Origin of the sequence: Actinosynnema sp. CA-299493, assembly GCF_050946825.1 — a bacterium.
Taxonomy (GTDB): Bacteria; Actinomycetota; Actinomycetes; order Mycobacteriales; family Pseudonocardiaceae; genus Actinosynnema.
Genome location: NZ_CP191993.1, coordinates 1,992,749 through 2,007,880 on the forward strand (window position 1 = coordinate 1,992,749; position 15,132 = coordinate 2,007,880).

General features: G+C 72.0%; 19 protein-coding genes. 4 read left to right on the top strand and 15 right to left on the bottom strand.

Features of this window, described 5'->3' with window-relative positions; genetic code table 11:
- Positions 1–99: 99 nt before the first annotated feature.
- The 9 genes from ACQPYE_RS09705 to ACQPYE_RS09745 form a co-directional block, all read right to left on the bottom strand.
- Positions 100–633: a hypothetical protein gene (locus ACQPYE_RS09705; protein ID WP_498720687.1), complete on the bottom strand. Its 534-nt coding sequence runs from the start codon at positions 631–633 to the stop codon at positions 100–102.
- Positions 615–959, bottom strand: coding sequence for an SCO6045 C-terminal-like domain-containing protein (locus tag ACQPYE_RS09710; RefSeq protein ID WP_498720688.1), 345 nt, complete (start codon positions 957–959; stop codon positions 615–617). Before ACQPYE_RS09710 ends, ACQPYE_RS09705 begins: the two co-directional genes overlap by 19 nt.
- Positions 956–1,753 (bottom strand): MbnB/TglH/ChrH family RiPP precursor modification enzyme, encoded by a 798-nt coding sequence (locus ACQPYE_RS09715; RefSeq protein WP_498720690.1) that lies wholly within the window; start codon positions 1,751–1,753, stop codon positions 956–958. The genes ACQPYE_RS09710 and ACQPYE_RS09715 overlap by 4 nt, the downstream gene beginning before the upstream one ends.
- Positions 1,754–1,788: 35 nt before the next feature.
- Entirely contained in the window at positions 1,789–2,616 is an 828-nt protein-coding gene (locus ACQPYE_RS09720) for a TIGR04222 domain-containing membrane protein (protein WP_498720691.1), read from the bottom strand.
- Positions 2,558–3,481 (bottom strand): TIGR04222 domain-containing membrane protein, encoded by a 924-nt coding sequence (locus tag ACQPYE_RS09725; RefSeq protein ID WP_498720693.1) that lies wholly within the window; start codon positions 3,479–3,481, stop codon positions 2,558–2,560. Before ACQPYE_RS09725 ends, ACQPYE_RS09720 begins: the two co-directional genes overlap by 59 nt.
- A 63-nt stretch (positions 3,482–3,544) precedes the next feature.
- Positions 3,545–4,450 (bottom strand): TIGR04222 domain-containing membrane protein, encoded by a 906-nt coding sequence (locus ACQPYE_RS09730; RefSeq protein WP_498720694.1) that lies wholly within the window; start codon positions 4,448–4,450, stop codon positions 3,545–3,547.
- A gap of 234 nt (positions 4,451–4,684) precedes the next feature.
- Positions 4,685–5,122 carry a peptide-methionine (R)-S-oxide reductase MsrB gene (msrB, locus tag ACQPYE_RS09735; protein WP_498720695.1) on the bottom strand — a complete coding sequence of 146 codons (438 nt, stop codon included), beginning with the start codon at positions 5,120–5,122 and terminating at the stop codon, positions 4,685–4,687.
- Positions 5,123–5,179: 57 nt separating this feature from the next.
- Positions 5,180–5,494, bottom strand: coding sequence for a hypothetical protein (locus ACQPYE_RS09740; RefSeq protein WP_201439244.1), 315 nt, complete (start codon positions 5,492–5,494; stop codon positions 5,180–5,182).
- A gap of 39 nt (positions 5,495–5,533) precedes the next feature.
- Positions 5,534–6,478 (bottom strand): asparaginase, encoded by a 945-nt coding sequence (locus ACQPYE_RS09745; protein WP_498720696.1) that lies wholly within the window; start codon positions 6,476–6,478, stop codon positions 5,534–5,536.
- A 116-nt stretch (positions 6,479–6,594) separates the two neighbouring features.
- Between ACQPYE_RS09745 and ACQPYE_RS09750 the strand changes: the two genes are divergently transcribed.
- Positions 6,595–7,242, top strand: coding sequence for a GntR family transcriptional regulator (locus tag ACQPYE_RS09750; protein ID WP_498720697.1), 648 nt, complete (start codon positions 6,595–6,597; stop codon positions 7,240–7,242).
- Between the two features lie 156 nt (positions 7,243–7,398).
- Here the strand turns inward: ACQPYE_RS09750 and ACQPYE_RS09755 are convergent, their stop codons facing one another.
- The gene (locus ACQPYE_RS09755) at positions 7,399–8,568 is read right to left on the bottom strand and encodes an acyl-CoA dehydrogenase family protein (protein WP_498720698.1); all 1,170 of its coding nucleotides are present in this window, start codon (positions 8,566–8,568) and stop codon (positions 7,399–7,401) included.
- Between the two features lie 19 nt (positions 8,569–8,587).
- Positions 8,588–9,739 carry an acyl-CoA dehydrogenase family protein gene (locus tag ACQPYE_RS09760; protein WP_498720699.1) on the bottom strand — a complete coding sequence of 384 codons (1,152 nt, stop codon included), beginning with the start codon at positions 9,737–9,739 and terminating at the stop codon, positions 8,588–8,590.
- Between the two features lie 77 nt (positions 9,740–9,816).
- On the opposite strand from ACQPYE_RS09760, the gene ACQPYE_RS09765 reads away from it, so the two are divergent.
- Entirely contained in the window at positions 9,817–10,431 is a 615-nt protein-coding gene (locus tag ACQPYE_RS09765; protein WP_498720700.1) for a TetR/AcrR family transcriptional regulator C-terminal domain-containing protein, read from the top strand.
- Here the strand turns inward: ACQPYE_RS09765 and ACQPYE_RS09770 are convergent.
- From ACQPYE_RS09770 to ACQPYE_RS09785, 4 genes are read right to left on the bottom strand one after another with little or no spacing between them, the layout of a single operon-like run.
- Positions 10,400–11,113 (bottom strand): ESX secretion-associated protein EspG, encoded by a 714-nt coding sequence (locus tag ACQPYE_RS09770; RefSeq protein ID WP_498720702.1) that lies wholly within the window; start codon positions 11,111–11,113, stop codon positions 10,400–10,402. The genes ACQPYE_RS09765 and ACQPYE_RS09770 overlap by 32 nt on opposite strands.
- Before the next feature lie 6 nt (positions 11,114–11,119).
- Entirely contained in the window at positions 11,120–12,388 is a 1,269-nt protein-coding gene (locus ACQPYE_RS09775) for a hypothetical protein (protein WP_498720703.1), read from the bottom strand.
- 32 nt (positions 12,389–12,420) lie between these two features.
- Positions 12,421–12,984, bottom strand: a complete 564-nt coding sequence (locus ACQPYE_RS09780) for a DUF3558 domain-containing protein (RefSeq protein ID WP_498720704.1) — start codon at positions 12,982–12,984, stop codon at positions 12,421–12,423.
- An 18-nt stretch (positions 12,985–13,002) separates the two neighbouring features.
- On the bottom strand, positions 13,003–13,455 hold the full coding sequence (locus ACQPYE_RS09785) for a hypothetical protein (protein WP_498720705.1): 453 nt from the start codon (positions 13,453–13,455) through the stop codon (positions 13,003–13,005).
- A gap of 269 nt (positions 13,456–13,724) precedes the next feature.
- Between ACQPYE_RS09785 and ligD the strand changes: the two genes are divergently transcribed.
- Together ligD and ACQPYE_RS09795 are read left to right on the top strand one after the other, a co-directional pair.
- A complete protein-coding gene (gene ligD / locus ACQPYE_RS09790; RefSeq protein WP_498720706.1) occupies positions 13,725–14,720 on the top strand; it encodes a non-homologous end-joining DNA ligase in 996 nt (331 codons plus the stop codon).
- Between the two features lie 65 nt (positions 14,721–14,785).
- The gene (locus tag ACQPYE_RS09795) at positions 14,786–14,965 is read left to right on the top strand and encodes a hypothetical protein (protein ID WP_498720707.1); all 180 of its coding nucleotides are present in this window, start codon (positions 14,786–14,788) and stop codon (positions 14,963–14,965) included.
- Positions 14,966–15,132: the final 167 nt, after the last annotated feature.

The following is a 15,132-nucleotide window of genomic DNA, read 5'->3' on the forward strand; positions in this document are numbered from 1 at the left end:
GTCGCCCTTGACGTCCTCGACGCTAGAGGGTCGCGAGGGAGCCGACAGCCGCTGATTGGTCGGTATCTTCTTGACCAATTCAGCCGAATAAACGGTTACCTACCGTTCAGTAACGGAGCCGTCGGCACCAACTGAGATACCTGCCTGTGGCCCACCCGCTGGGCAGTCCGGACCGTTGGGGTAGACCATCTCGGGGGTCAGCACGATATTCCGGTCCACCAGGGAAGAACCGGATTGGTCCAGCAGCTTCACGGTCGCCGTGACCGGCTTGACGGGCAGCTGCGGCAGATCGGCGAACCCGTGCTTCCCTTCCGTCGGCTCGGAGCGCGCGCTGCACGAGTCGTCCGGCGAGGTACCGGTGCAGGTCGTCTCGACGACCCGGCTCGACGGGTACAGCTCCAGACCGGGGGTTGCACAGAAGTCGTCCCAGCAAACCTCGATCGCCCCGGACACCACGTCGGGATGCCCGACGTCCACGGAGATGCCGGTGCGCGTGCCGATCGCGGTGCACGCCGTGCCACCCGCGTCGACCACCCCGCACGCGGTGGCCAGCAACAGCACGCCCAACGGCCAGGTCCTTCGCCACATGCCACTGGGACGGAACGGGCCGGTGATCAGGTTGCGCGCCGCCACCAACGCTTCTTCTTCGGTGGCACCAGCTCGCCCCGGGCGGTCGCCCACTCGGCGAAGCGGGCGGCGTCCTCGCGGAAGCGCGTGCCGACCTCTTTGGGGTGGCCGCCCGCGTAGGCGTCGAACAGGGGGCGGAACCGGTCGCCCAGCTCGGCCGCGACCTCGGGCCGGAGCATCGCCACGATCCCGCGCCGCTTGGCGAGCAGCGCGCGTTTCTCGATGCGCACCCGTTCGGCGTCGAACCCCTCGGGCACGTCGCCGTCGGCCAGCAGCGCCCGCAGCAGCTCGGCCTGCGCCGCGGCCAAGCGGTCGCGCTGGGGCCGGGTCACCCCAGCACCGCCCGGATCGCGGTCAGCTCGGCGGCCAGCTCGGCGTCGGCGGGGTAGTGGTCGTCGCGTTCGAGCAGGACGCCCGGCGGGTCGACGCGGGCGCGCAGCTGGGCGAGGACGTCCAGCACCTCGGGCAGCACGGCGTGGGCGTGCGTGTCGTGGTAGACGCCCTGGTGCTCCTCGCCGCCCGCGACGTGCACGTAGGCGACGCGCTCCAGCGGGATCTCGTCCAGGAAGCGGGCGACGTCGGTGCCGAGGTTGCGGGCGTTCGCGTAGAGGTTGGCGACGTCGACCAGGAGGTGGCAGTCGGTGCGGTCGACCAGTTCGGCGAGGAACTGGCCCTCGGTCAGCTCGCCGCCCGGCCAGTCGAGGAGTGCGGCGACGTTCTCCAGGGCGAGGGGCACGGGCAGGTCCTGCTGGGCCGCTCTGACGTTGGCGACGAGCACGTCGAGCGCGTCGCGGGTGCGGGGCAGCGGCATGAGGTGCCCGGAGTCGAGGCCGCCCGCGCGGACGAAGCAGACGTGATCGCTGACCAGCGGCGCGTCCAGCGCCTCGGCCAGGGCGCCCAGGTGCGCGACCCGTCGCGCGTCCACGGGTTCCGCGCCGCCGAGCGAGAGGGAGACCGCGTGCGGCAGCACGGGAACGCCCCGTTCACGCAGCAGCAGGACGGACTCGGGCAGGTGCCCGACGTGCAGGTTCTCCGCGACGACCTCCACGAAGTCGACGCCGGGCAACCGTTCGACGGTCAGGTCGATCTCCGGCCGCCACCCGATGCCGACACCCAGCTTCTCCACGAGCCACCTGCCTTTCGTCGCCTTCGGCCGGCCGGTCAGTCGCCGCCGCCACCACCGCAGCCGCCGCCACCGCAGGACGAGCCGCCGCTGTCGGAACTGCCGCTGTCGGAACCGCTGCCGCTGCCACAGCTGTTGCTGGAGCAGCTGCCGCACCCGCCGCACGACGAGCCGCCGTCCGGCGCGCCGTGGCGCGACCGCCGTCGCAGCGTCGCCGCCGCGGCCGGTGAGATGCCCAGCACCTCCCACACGTGGGTGTTGCGCACGACCTTGCCCAGCAACCCGTAGTAGGCCACCAACGCGATCCGGTTCGGCGAGATGGCGGCCTTCTCCAGCCGGCTCACCACGCGCCGTCCCGCAACGGTCAACGGGCGCGCGATCCGCCCGAGCACGACCGAGCACGCCACCCCGGCCACCACCGCGCCGAGTGCCAGCACGAACGGCAGCTCCAGCACGATCGTCGCGACCACGGTCGCCACCGCCGCGGCCACCAGCAGCCGGCGGACCAGCCGTGCCGCCTTCCTCCGCCCGGGCGGCGTGAGCAGGCCCCGGTCCACCAGGTGCGGCCGCATCGACTGAGCCTCCGCGCTCCACGCCGTCGCGGCGATCACGTCGCCCAACGACGCCGGCAACGAGCGCACCACGCGCGCCTGCAACGGGCTCCAGCCGTGACCCGGCTGGCCGATCGCGCTGACCAGGCCCTCGCGCGAGATCCGCACGGCGCCGGCCTCGACCAGCGACACCACCGCGACCTCGGCCGCCCGGCCCGGCCCACCGACCAGGAAGCCCTGCTCCTCCCACCCCGGCTCAGGCGTCGAACCCGCCGAACCCGCCGAAGTCGGCGTCCACTGAGTCGCCACCGTCATCGCCCTCCAACCACTGCGCGGCCAACCACCCACCCGCGAACCACCCGCCTGCCACCAGCCACCCGTTGCGCCGCTGCCAGCGTCGTGGTTCGACCACCACGGCACGCCTGCGCCGGGGGAGTGGTCCCTGAGACGTTTCCGCAGGTGCGATCGGTTCCGCCCGTTCGCCGTCGAACACCGCCGTGTCCGCCCGTGCCGACCCCCTGCGCGGCACGGGCGGCTCGGCGGCCCGCGACGAGCGGACCAGGCCGTAACGGGCGGTCACCTCGGCCGGGTCGACCGGGGCGAGGCCCGCCGTGGCCTCTTCGTACGCCCGCGCGCCCCTCCGGGTGAGGACGGGCGGCGGACCCAGCAGCAGCAGGACCCCGAGCGCGCCGGCGACCGACAGCGCGGTGACCGTCACCCACCCGCCCGGACCCGCGAGGACGGCGACCACCACGAGCGCCGCCACCGGCACGACCGACAGCGCCGCCCGCGCCAACCGCCGCCGCGGCGACACCAGCAGACCGCCCGCGACCAGGCGTTGCCCGAGCTGCCTGGCCGGACCGCTGGTGGCCACGTCGAGCACGAGCTCGTCCAGGTCTCGCGGTCGTGCGAGCCGGGCGAGCACGACCGCCTGCAACGCGGTGGCCGGCTGCTCCTCGCCGGGCACCGCCGCGGCCACCGGACCGGACACCCGCGCCCGGTTCTCGGCCACCAGCCCCGCCAGCGCCACCTCGACCGCCCGCACCGGGCCGCCACCGAGGTAACCGATCTCCTCGAACGACAGCGGCCGGTCGGGCGCGGCGCCGGCGACCCGCTTCACCCGCAGACCCGCCAGCACCGCGACGACGAGCGCGGGGCCGTACCACCACAGGAACGTCATGGCCGCCACCCTAGGAGCCGTCAGGCCGCACGCGGCCGTGGTCGCGGAAGTGCGAGAACCCCGTCAGCCACCGCCGCCACCACCACCGCAGCCGCCCCCTCCGCCACCGCAGCTGCTGCCGCCGGAGCAACTGCTGCCACCGCTGCCGCAACCGACGCCGCCCGCCGTGGCGGTGCCCGCCGCGTAAGCACCCCCCGACGCCACCCGGGGACGGGGACGCGGACGTGCCGCCGCGCGCAACGTGATGTCCGGGTGGTCGTTGAAACCGCGGAGGGCGACCACCTCGGCGTTCGCCGAACCGGTCCCTCCCCACCCGCCGGTGATCCCGCCCGCGCGAGCCTTCGCCACCGCGGCACGACCCTTCGCGGTGCGCGTCGTCGGGGACGCCTGCGACAGCCCCCAGACCAGCACGCCCGTCAGCACGAGCTGCAACGTCAGCATCCACACGGGCGCGCTGATCACCTGCCCGTTGATCCAGCGCGCGACACCGACGACGAACAACAGCGCCATCGGCACGACACCCACCCGCAGCCACCGCTTCGCCACGTCCGGCGCGACCAGGTAGCCCTGCTCGACCAGCCGGCGGCCGACCTCGCGCGGCGCGTCCTGCTCCGACACCGACGTGATCAGCAGCGTCAACGTCCGGTAGCGGTAGCGCTTCGCGTCGGCGAGCACGGCCCGGTCGACCGGGTGGTCGGCGACGGGCCCACCGACGAGGCGCACGGACCCGCTGCGCGCGGGCACCAGGGCGCCCGAGTCGATGAGCGAGGCGACCGACGCCTCGACCACGCGACGCGGCCCGCCGGTCAGGTAGGCGATGTCCAACAAGCCGAGCGCACCCGCGGGGGTGTCGTCCCGCGTCCCCCGCGGGCGCACTCGGACGAAGATCGCGAACACCAGCGACACGGCCAGCGCGATCCAGTACAGCTCAAGGAATTCCGGGCCTGAAAGCCCCCACGGTCGCTCCACGGTCCACCCCCTGTGGCCCTCGGTGGAACCACGTCCACCAGCCAGGAGGCAATCGTGTGCGCCAGGCCACACCCCGGCAAGAGTGCTTTAGCAAGCCTTAGGGTTGGCCGTTCGACGGTGGTCCGTCAGGAGGACGACGCGCCGTCCACGCCGCCGGAGCCTTCGCCGTCAGTGCCCTTGAAGATGCGCATGATTCCTCCTGGAGTGGATCAGTCATCATTCGGAGTAGCGCCTTCAGTCTGCTCGATCACCGGTGGTTTCGACCAGACGCAAACTCACCGAGTTGATGCAGTAGCGCTGATCCGTCGGCGTGGCGTAGCCCTCACCCTCGAAGACGTGCCCGAGGTGGCTGTGGCAGGCCGCGCACAACACCTCGGTCCGGACCATGCCGTGCGCGCGGTCCTCGCGCAGGATCACCGAGTCACCGGCCAGCGGCGAGAAGAACGACGGCCAGCCGCAGTGCGAGTCGAACTTCGTGTCGCTGCGGAACAGCTCGGCGCCGCACGCGCGGCACTCGTAGACGCCCTCGGTCTTGGTGTCCGTGTACTCGCCGACCCAGGCGGGCTCGGTGCCCGCGTCGCGCAGCACCGCGTACTCCTTGGGGGTCAGGATCTCCCGCCACTCCAGCTCGGAGTGGACCACCTTCGGGGTGGCGCCGACGACAGGTTCCATACCTCCACGTTAGTCGAAGCCGCGGCGGCCGGAACGCCGCCGGAACCGGGGCGGGTGTCAGTAGAAGAACACCCAGACGAGGGTGCCCAGGTAGTACCAGACGCTGATCAGCACCCCTAGGAGGATGAGGCCCACCACGATGACCGCGGTGAGCCTGCGCAGGCCGCCCGCCCGGTTCGCCGAGTCCGCGAAGTTCGCGACGCCCGCGACCGTGCCCTCGATGGTGAAGCTGGGTGGCTGCTGCTGCATCCGGCCGAGGTGCTCGGCGAACGCCCTGGTCTCGGGGTCGTCGGGGTCGAGGCCGATCAGCTCGTCGTCGATCGCGCCCTGCGGGCGCTCGTCGGGTGCGTCGGCGGCTCTGGCGCTGGCCATGGGACCCAGCGTAGCCGGCGCTTCAAGCCGCTGGGCGGATCAACTCGCCAGGGCGGGCGACGGTCGGACCGCGCCGACCGGGCGGCCGTGGCCGAGCACGGGGAAGGTGGCCAACTCCTCCGGCGCGTCCACTCCCAGCTTGCGCATCGCGGCCACCAGGACCACCGCCCTGGCGCGGCTGGAGCCGTCCGCGATCTTGCACGCCACGGCCTCGCCGGTCGGCAGGCCGATCGCGTAGACGCCCTCCGCGCCGTCCTTGGCCACCGCGCCCGGGATCGCCCGCATCAGCTTCGTGACGTCGCGGTCCGTGCCGCCGACCCACTCCGGGTAGGCGTTCATCGCCCGCGCGATCCGCTGCTCCGGACCATCCGGCGCACCGGCCAGCGCACCGAACGCCCTGGCCAGGCCGGTGAGGCTGATGCCGAGCAGCGGCGCGCCGCAGCCGTCGACGCCTTCCGCGCCGACGCGCTCGCCGGCCAGTTCCTCCAGGGTGTCGCGGATGGCCCGCTGGAGGGGGTGGGCGGGATCGAGGTAGTCGTGGGTCGACCACCCGTTGACGGCGCAGGTCGCCAGCATGGCGGCGTGCTTGCCCGAGCAGTTCATGTACTCCGGCGCCTTGGCGCGGCCTGCGGCCAGGTGGGACCTGAGGGCGTCCTCGCCGATCGGCAGGTCCGGTGTGCACTGGAGGTCGGCCGCGGTCAGGCCGTGCGCGTGGAGCACGCGGTGGACGCCGTCGACGTGGAAGTCCTCGCCGGAGTGGCTGGCGCAGGCCAGGGCCAGCAGCTCGTCCTTCAGGTCGAGGCCGTGGCGGAGCATGGCCAGCGCCTGGATCGGCTTGTTGGACGAGCGCGGGTACGTGATGTCCTGCGGGCGGCCGAGGGACAGCGCCGGCCGGCCCGTGCGGTCGAGGGCCACGACGGAGCCGTGGTGCACGGACTCGATGAACTCGCCACGCCAGACCTCGGCGACCAGTTCGTGCGTCATGCGTCCTCCCGACCCTTCGCGGCCGTGCGCCGGTGCGCGTGCCGCGCGGTGCGCCGGTGCGGTGCCAACTGTCGACAGTTAACATCGTCGGTGACATCTCGCGCTAGGAGACGTTCGTGACACCTCCCCTGCACTTGAGCTTGGCCGGTCAGGCCGTGGACGTGCTCCGCGAGCTGGTGCTGACCGGTGAGATCCCGCCCGGGACGCGGGTGAACGAGGTGGAGCTGGCCCAGCGGCTGGGCATCTCGCGGGGCCCGCTGCGCGAGGCGATCCGGCACCTGGCGTCCGAGGGGCTGCTGGTGCTGGCGCCGCACCGGGGCGCTTCCGTGCCGGTCGCCGACGAGGCGGACGTGCAGGCGCTGTTCGAGCTGCGGACGGCGCTGGAGTGCGCCGCGGTCGAGCTGGCGGCATCCCGGCGGACCGAGGCGGACGTGGTGCGGCTGCGCGCGGTGTGCGAGGAGTCGCGTCGGGCGTACTCGGCGGGTGAGCGCTTCCCGTACCGGTTGGACCTGGCGTTCCACCAGGCGCTGCTGGACGCCGCGCGCAGCCCCCGGATCGCCGAGCAGGTGCGGCTGGTGCAGCAGCGGGTGGTGCTGCTGCGCAGCGGCCTGCGCGACGACCCGCCGCACCAGCACGCGTCGTTGGACGACCACGACGCCCTGGTGGCCGCCATCGCCGCCGCCGACCCGTCCCGCGCGTCCGACGTGATGCGCAAGCACCTGGCCCGCGTCTGCGCCCAGATGCTGACCAGCCTCGTCCGGTAGCGGGCCGGGTGGTCGAGCAGGCGCCGCGCCGTCTGCTCCGCCGTTCCCGCCGTTCCGCCGTCTCCGGCACGAAGCGGCCGGCCGGTCCGGCAGTGCGGGAGCGGCACCTCGCGGCCGGTGGCGGGGCCGATCGCGCGACCCCGCCGGGAGCCCTGGTCAGCCGAGCGTGCCGGTCACCTTCGCGTGGCCCTTGAGCAGGTTGCGGGCGATCGTGCGGCGCTGGATCTCGTCCGTGCCCTCGTAGATGCGCAGCAACCGCAGCTCCCGGTACCAGCGCTCGATCGGCAGCTCGCGCGTGTAGCCCATGCCGCCGTGGATCTGCAGGACCCGGTCCACGATCTCGTTGGCCTTGATGCCGCCGTACAGCTTCGCCATCGACTGCGCCTGCCGCGAGTCCGCGCCCTGGTCGACCAGCCACGCCGCGTGCAGCACGAGCCAGCGCATCGCCTCGATCTCCACCGCCGAGTCCGCGAGCATCCACTGGATGGCCTGGTACTCGGCGATCGGCTGGCCGAACGTGACCCGGGTCTTGGCCTGCTCGATGGCCATCTCCACCAGCCGCTCGCACGAGCCGAGCGCCCGCGCCGGCAGCAGGTAGCGGCCCTGTCCGATCCACTGCATGGCCAGGTGGAAGCCCTTGCCGACCTCGCCGAGCACGTTCTCCTCGGGCACGCGGACGTTGTCGAACACGAGCGCGGCCGGACCCCACTGGCCCATGGTCGGGATCGGCTCGGACTTCCAGCCCATGTCCCGGTCGACCAGGAAGCACGTGACGCCGCCGTCCGCGCCCTTCTCCTTGTCCGTCACCGCGAACACCATCACGAAGTCGGCCTCGTGGCCCTGCGTGATGAACGTCTTCTCACCGTTGATCACCCACTCGCCGCCCTCCTTGCGGGCGGACGTGCGGATGGCCTTGGCGTCGGAGCCCGCGCCGGGCTCGGTGATCGCGAAGCACGACACGCGCTCGCCGGAGATCGTGGGCAGCAGGTAGCGCTGCTTCTGCTCCTCGTTGCCGTGGAACAGGATGTTGTCCGCGTACCCGCCGAACCGGAAGGGCACGAACGTGCGGCCCAGCTCGGCCTCCAGCAGCGCCGTCATGAGCGCGCCGAGGCCCATGCCGCCGTACTCCTGGGGCGTGAGCACGCCGAAGAAGCCCGCCTCCTTGGCCTTGTCCTGGAGCTCCTTGAGCTCGTCACGCGTCAGCCCGGGCTGACCCAGGCGTTCGCGGCGCAGCACCTCCGGCTCCAGCGGCGCGACCTCCTTGCGCACGAAGGTCCGCACCCAGTCGCGGATCTCCTTCTGCTCCTCGTCGAGCGTGAAGTCCATGTCGTCCTCCCTCTACCCTCTACGCGAACGCGTTGACGCCGGTCAGCGCCCGGCCGATGAGCAACTTCTGGATCTGGCTGGTGCCCTCGTAGAGGGTCGTCACGCGGGTATCCCGCAAGTACTTGCCGACGGGGTACTCGTCGACGTAGCCGTACCCGCCGAAGACCTGGATGGCGTTGTTCGCCACGCGCACGGCCGCTTCGCTGGCGTACAACTTCGCCATGGACGCCTCCGTGCCGAACGGCTCACCCCGGTCGGCGAGGTCCGCGCACCGCCACGTGAGCAGGCGCGCCGCGTCGGTCTCCACCGCCATGTCCGCCAGGAGTTCCTGCACGAGCTGGAAACCGGCGATGGGCTTGCCGAACTGCTCGCGCTCCTTGGCGTACTTCACGCTGACCTCCAGCGCGCCCCGGGCGGCGCCCACGCAGCCGGCGGCGACGGACATCCGGCCCCGGTCGAGGGCGGCCATGGCCAGCTTGAAGCCCGCGCCCTCGTCACCGAGCCGGTCGGCGTCGGTCACCCTGACCTGGTCGAGGGTCAGCTCGGCGGTGGCCTGGCCGCGCATGCCGAGCTTGCCGCGGATCTCGGTGGCGGTGAAGCCGGGCGAGGCGGTCGGCACCAGGAACGCGGTGATCCCCTTCGGGCCGGGACCACCCGTTCGGGCGAAGATGAGCGCCACGTCGGCCCACGTCCCGTTGGTGATGAATACCTTGCGCCCGGTGATCACCCAGTCGTCGCCGTCGCGGACCGCCTTCGTGGCCAGCGACGCGGCGTCGGAGCCGGTGCCCGGCTCGGTCAGGCCGAAGCAGCCCAGCGCGCGACCCGAGCACAGGTCCGGCAGCCAGCGCCGCTTCTGCGCCTCCGCGCCGTGCTTGGCGATGGTCTTGCCGACCAGCCCGAGGGAGACGGAGATGATGCCGCGCACGGCCGAGTCGCCGCGCGCGACCTCCTCCAGCACCAGGCAGTACGCCAGGTTGTCGCCGCCCGAGCCGCCGTGCGCTTCGTCGATGCCGAGACCGAGAAAGCCGACGTCGCCCAGGGCGGGCACCAGGTCGCGGTCGATGGCCTCGTCCCGGTCCCAGCGCGTGGCGTGCGGGACGATCCGCTCCTCGGTGAACCGGTGCGCCAGGTCCTTGAGCTGCCGGTGTTCGTCGGAGATGCGCAGATCCACCGGGGTGACCTCCTAACCGAACGGTGTTAGGTTATCTAACCTAGGCGCGGAACCCACCACAGGCAAGGGGAGCGGACATGCCGAGGAGCCCGATCCTGAGTGCCTCGCGCATCCGGACCGCCGCGTTGCACATCATCGACCGTGACGGGCTCGACGGCCTGTCGATGCGCAAACTCGCCTCTGAGCTGGGCGTTCAGGCCGCGTCGCTGTACGGGCACGTGAGCACGAAGGACGACCTGCTGCACGAGGTGGCCGCCGGCATCCTGGAGGGCGTCGACGTCTCCGGGTTCGAGGGCGGCGACTGGCGGCACGGCCTGCGCGGCTGCGCCCGTTCCTACCGGGCGGCGCTGGCCGCGCACCCCAACATCGTGCCGTTCCTTGCCTACGGGCCGGCGCACCGCGAGGCGTCGCTGCGGCGGCTGGACGTGGTGCACGGCGGGCTCGTCGCGGCGGGCTGGTCGCGGCGCGAGGCGACGATGATCGCGGCGTCGTTGATGTACCTGGTGTTCGGCGCGGCGCTGAGCTCGTTCTCCAGCGGCTTCTCGGAGGACCAGACCTTCTACCGCGACCGGTACCCGAACCTGGACAAGGCCCACCTCCTGCCCGCCGTGGCCCGGGAACTGGACCACGACAGCTTCGAACTGGCGCTGGAGGCGTTCGTCACCGGGTTGGCGGCGCGAGCGCCTGGCTGAGCCTGCGCACCAGCCCGGCGTGGTCCGCGGGCGCCACCGTGAGCCACTCCACGCCCATGCCCGCGTACCGCCCGCGCGGCGTGTCGATCCACGTGACGGCGGGCAACGCGGTCGTGTTCTCGCGCGCGGCCGTGAGGTGCCCGGTGCCGGTGATCGGTCCCGCCAGCATCGACTGGAGCGCCCGCACGTCATCACGCTCCCCACCGCGCCTGCCGCCGCCTTGGCCGTCCGCCGCCGACGCCGGCACCGTGACCGGGCGTCCCGGTCCGGCCGGCACCGGCCGCAGCACGCTCACCGCCGCCATCGGCAGGCTCACGTCGCGCAGCAGGTCCAGTCGCACTCCCTCGCGCCGCTGCACGGCCGACACCGCGTAACTGCCGCGTGCCACGACCAGGGCACGCAGCAGGTCGTGGGCGGCGACATCAGGCATGCCCAGGACGGTGATCGACGTCTCCGGGCGTGCCAGCAGCCGCAGCGCGTCCTCCAGTTCCGGCTCCGGCCGGCCACGTCGGGCCAGGCCGCGTCGTTCGAGGTCGGCGTGCACATCAGCCCTGATCCGAGCCCTCTCGCCCACCGTCGTGCCGTGGTGGGCGATCTCCAGCGGGTACGGGACCGCGTCGACCCGCAAGTCTTCCCAGAGCACGTCGAACTCGGGGAAGGAGAGTGTCGCGATGGTGCTCATCCGCCCTCATTCGCCGATGGTGGGTGGTGCGACGAGCCGGTCGTCGTCGTGGAACGGGTCGTCCGTCGGAATCAGGTACCGGGCCTTGTGCTCCTGCTCCTCCTCGCCCCGACCACCCTGACCGCCGGCACCGATCCCCGCGCCACCTGCCGCCCCCACCGAGCCGCGTCCGCCCTGCACGGCGCTGCCCGCCTGGCCAGGAGTGCCCGTGGGACCGAAGCCGGACTGCCCGCCTGCGCCCAGCGGACCGAACCCGACCGCACCCCCACGGCCGGGCACACCACCGGGTCCGGACGGCATCCCGCCCGGCATGCCAGGGCGTGCGCCACCCGTGCCGCCAGGACCGCCGCCCTGTCCGGGCAGGCGGCCGGGAGTGCCGGGCCGGCCACCGGGTCGGACTCCGGGCGGGGAGACCGGCCTGCCGTGCGGCTGCGTGCCGGTCGGCGGCTTGGGGCCGGGCGCCATCCAGGGCGGCTGGACGGGTGGCGCGGACCGGGCCGAGGACGGCGAGATGACCGGAGGAGTGCCAGGGGGCTGGGTGACCGTCGGGGGAGCCGCCCAGGACGTGCTCGTCGTGCGACTGGTGTCGGTGCGGCCGGCGCCGGGCGTGTCGGCGGTGCTGGACCGGGCGTCGGGGTCGACCGTGCTCGTGGTGACCGAGGACGTCCGGGACGTGCCGGTGGCGGTGCCCTGGTCCTGGGTGACGGTCGGGATCTCGGCGAACGCCGGCATGGTGGTGGTCGCCGAGCGCATCGCGTCGTCACGTGACCGCATCACCTGGACGGCCTCGGCCTTCGCGGCCTCCGACGCGGCCTTCTGCATCGGCATCGTCACCGGCAAGGCGGCGAGGTTGACCACCTTCTCCAAGACGTTCCCGCGGCCGGTGGCGTCGGCGAACATCTTCGCCGGGTCGTACTCGACCGGCTCGGGCATCCGCGCCTTGGCCTCGGAGGCCGCGCTGACCTGGCTGTGCAGCGCGCTGCCGGTCGACGTGAAGTGATCACCGGTCAGGTCGCTGAACCGGCAGACCTTCGCCAGCGCGGCTCGGGCGCCCTCCCCGGCGCTCCCGGTCCACCCCGACTCCGAGCCGGTGATGATGACCTGGAAGTCCACCGCCAACTGCGTGAACGTCGCGCCGATCGACTTCCACTCGTCGGCGATCTCACCGGCGAGACCGGGGTTGAAGTTCGTCTCGACCTGCTGCTTCATGTGCGAGTGCCGGTGTCCGGCGTAATCGGCGGTCGGTTCGGGCACCTGCGGTTTCTCGCGAGTCATGTCATTCCCCTCGGGGCGGTCGGAATGGCAGCTCAGGGCAGCTTGGGCGCGATCAGGTCGGCGGCCCTGGTAGCGCGCTCACACGCGGCGGCGGTGTCCGTGGAGTTGCCTTTGAGGTTTCCGGCCACCTGCACGCTGGACGACTCGGAAACCGCGATCAGCACGTCGCACAGCGCTTGTGCGCCATTAGGGGCTTCGATCCTGACGGCATCGTACTTGCCGACATTGATCTGCTGGCCTTTTGCGGTGTCGTAGGTCAAGTCGCCGAGGCCGCTGGTGGGGCGAATGCCGACGACCAGACCGCCATTCCCGCTCTGCTGCCAGTCGCAGCTCTCGGTTCCACCGACCCGGTCCGCTTCTCCGGGCGACGTCAATCCCAAGCTCGTGGCCTCATCGGCGGTGAGCAGATCACACGGGTTGACTTCGGCCAGCGCACTGGCGGTCGGCGCGGCACTGCTCGTGGAATCGTAGGTGGCGGTCGTGGCGGTCGTGGTGGACGCCGGGGTCGCCGTTCCCGACTGGTCGGCGCACGCCGTGACCAGCATGACGAACGCCACCGCGGAAGCCGCGGAGATGCGGGCGAGTGCGCGATTCATGGGAGTCGTGTTGTCCTGTCAGAGGTTGTCGAAGGTCTGGGCCTTGGCCTCATCGACGTTCCGGTACGAAGCCCGGCTCTTCTCGATCTGTTCCTTGAGGGCGTCGATCGCCGTGATCACGTCCGGAACGACTTCGCCCACCGCCTGCTGACCGAGTGTGCTGTTGACCTTGCCGATGGCCTCGGCATATCCCTGTCCCAGCGGCGTGTGCGTCGTGAGCACCTGGCCACTCCGCTGGACCTTGCCGAGCGCGTCCTGCATCTCCGTGAGTTTGCGCAGCATGGAATCGACCGCGTGCGGATCCACCGAGAGGCTGTGGGCCTCGCTCGCGGCGGCCAGGGCTTTGGTAGCGGCGACGATGTCGCTCAAGCCGAGCGTGAGCGTGCCGACGAGTCCACCACCGCTTTGCTGCCGGTACTGTTCGAAGGCGTACTGGCCGACATCGCCCGTGGAGCCCCCGTTGCCGGTCACGGCACAAACCTCCCCGATTGCGCTCCTGGTCAGCACGTGACTGTATCGGAGCGCCGTCGGGGGTCAGGACTCATTCAACTACTTACATCCTAATGGGCTAGGAGTTGACTTCCGCACGAATGCGGTGAATGCGCTACTGGAGAAGCGCGGCGCCGGTCGGGCTGCCGGGAGTGCGCGAAGCCGGGTTTCGACGCGTTGCCACCACGGTGGCGTGACCTTCGCGGAGCGAGGGAAACCGGGTGTCGTGGTGCGTTGTTAGGCTCGCCCGCGTGGCGACCCAGGCTGTGGAACTAACCGTCGGTGAGCGCGTGGTGCGGGTGTCCAACCCGGGCAAGGTCTACTTCCCCGAGCGTGGGATCACCAAGCTCCAGGTGGTCGAGTACTACCTGGCCGTGGCGGAACCGCTGCTGCGCGTGCTGCGCGACCGGCCGACGACGTTGAAGCGGTACGTCGACGGGGTGACCGGGGAGGCGTTCTACCAGAAGCGGTTGCCCAAGGGGGCGCCCGAGTGGGTGGAGACGGCGCGCATCAAGTTCCCGTCCGGGCGGCCCGCGGACGAGGTGTGCCCGACCGAGCCGGCCGTGCTGGCGTGGGCGGCGAACCTCGGCACGTTCGACTTCCACCCGTGGCCCGTGCGGCGGTCGGACACCGATCGGCCGGACGAGTTGCGCGTCGACCTCGACCCCCAGCCGGGCACCGACTTCCGGGACGCGGTCGCGGTCGCGCTGGTGCTGCGGGAGGTGCTGGGCGAGCTCGGGTTCACCGGCTACCCGAAGACGTCCGGTGGCCGCGGCATCCACGTGGCCGTGCGCATCCGGCCCGAGTGGGACTTCGTGGACGTGCGACACGCCGTGATCGCGTTGGCGCGCGAGGTGGAACGGCGCGTGCCCGACCAGGCGACCACGTCGTGGTGGAAGGAAGAACGCGGCGAGAAGGTCTTCCTGGACTTCAACCAGGCCGCCCGCGACCGCACCATCGCCTCCGCCTGGTCGGTCCGCGGCACGCCCCGCGCCACCGTGTCGACCCCGGTGACGTGGGACCAGCTGTCCACTGTGGACCCCGACGACTTCGACGTCCTCAGCGTGCCGAAGTACCTAGAGGAGAACGGCGACCCGCACGCGACCCTGGACGACGAGGCGTTCGGCATCGAGCGCCTGCTGGAGTGGTACGAGGCCGACGACCGGGGCGACATGCCGTACCCGCCGGACTACCCGAAGATGCCCGGCGAGCCGCCCCGCGTGCAGCCGTCGCGCAAGCGCAACTGAAACCGGCCAGGTTCATCCGACGGAGGTCTCGCGTGGCCGGTGGTCCACGGCCACAGTAAGGCGGTATGAACGTTCAACGCCTCGAGATCGTCCTGCCCGCCGACGTCGCGGCTCGCGACCGCGCGGCCGTCGCCCACGGCATCTGGGCGGTGCTGGACTCGGCCGGCCTCGGTGAGGACAGCTCGGTGCGGGTCGTGGACGACGTGCCCGACGACCACTCGCCCGCACCCCTCGCGACGATCTAGCCTTCCCGCCGAGAGCCTCCCGCCGGCGGTGACCAAGAGCGCTTGACGACGCGTTGCGGCCCGGGGTGGAGGCGTCGTGCGGGCACCTCGGGCCGGCCGGTGACGTGGCGCGATCCGCCGACGGGTCGTTGCCCGCGCGGCGGGGGAGTCCGGCGGGTGGGGTACGT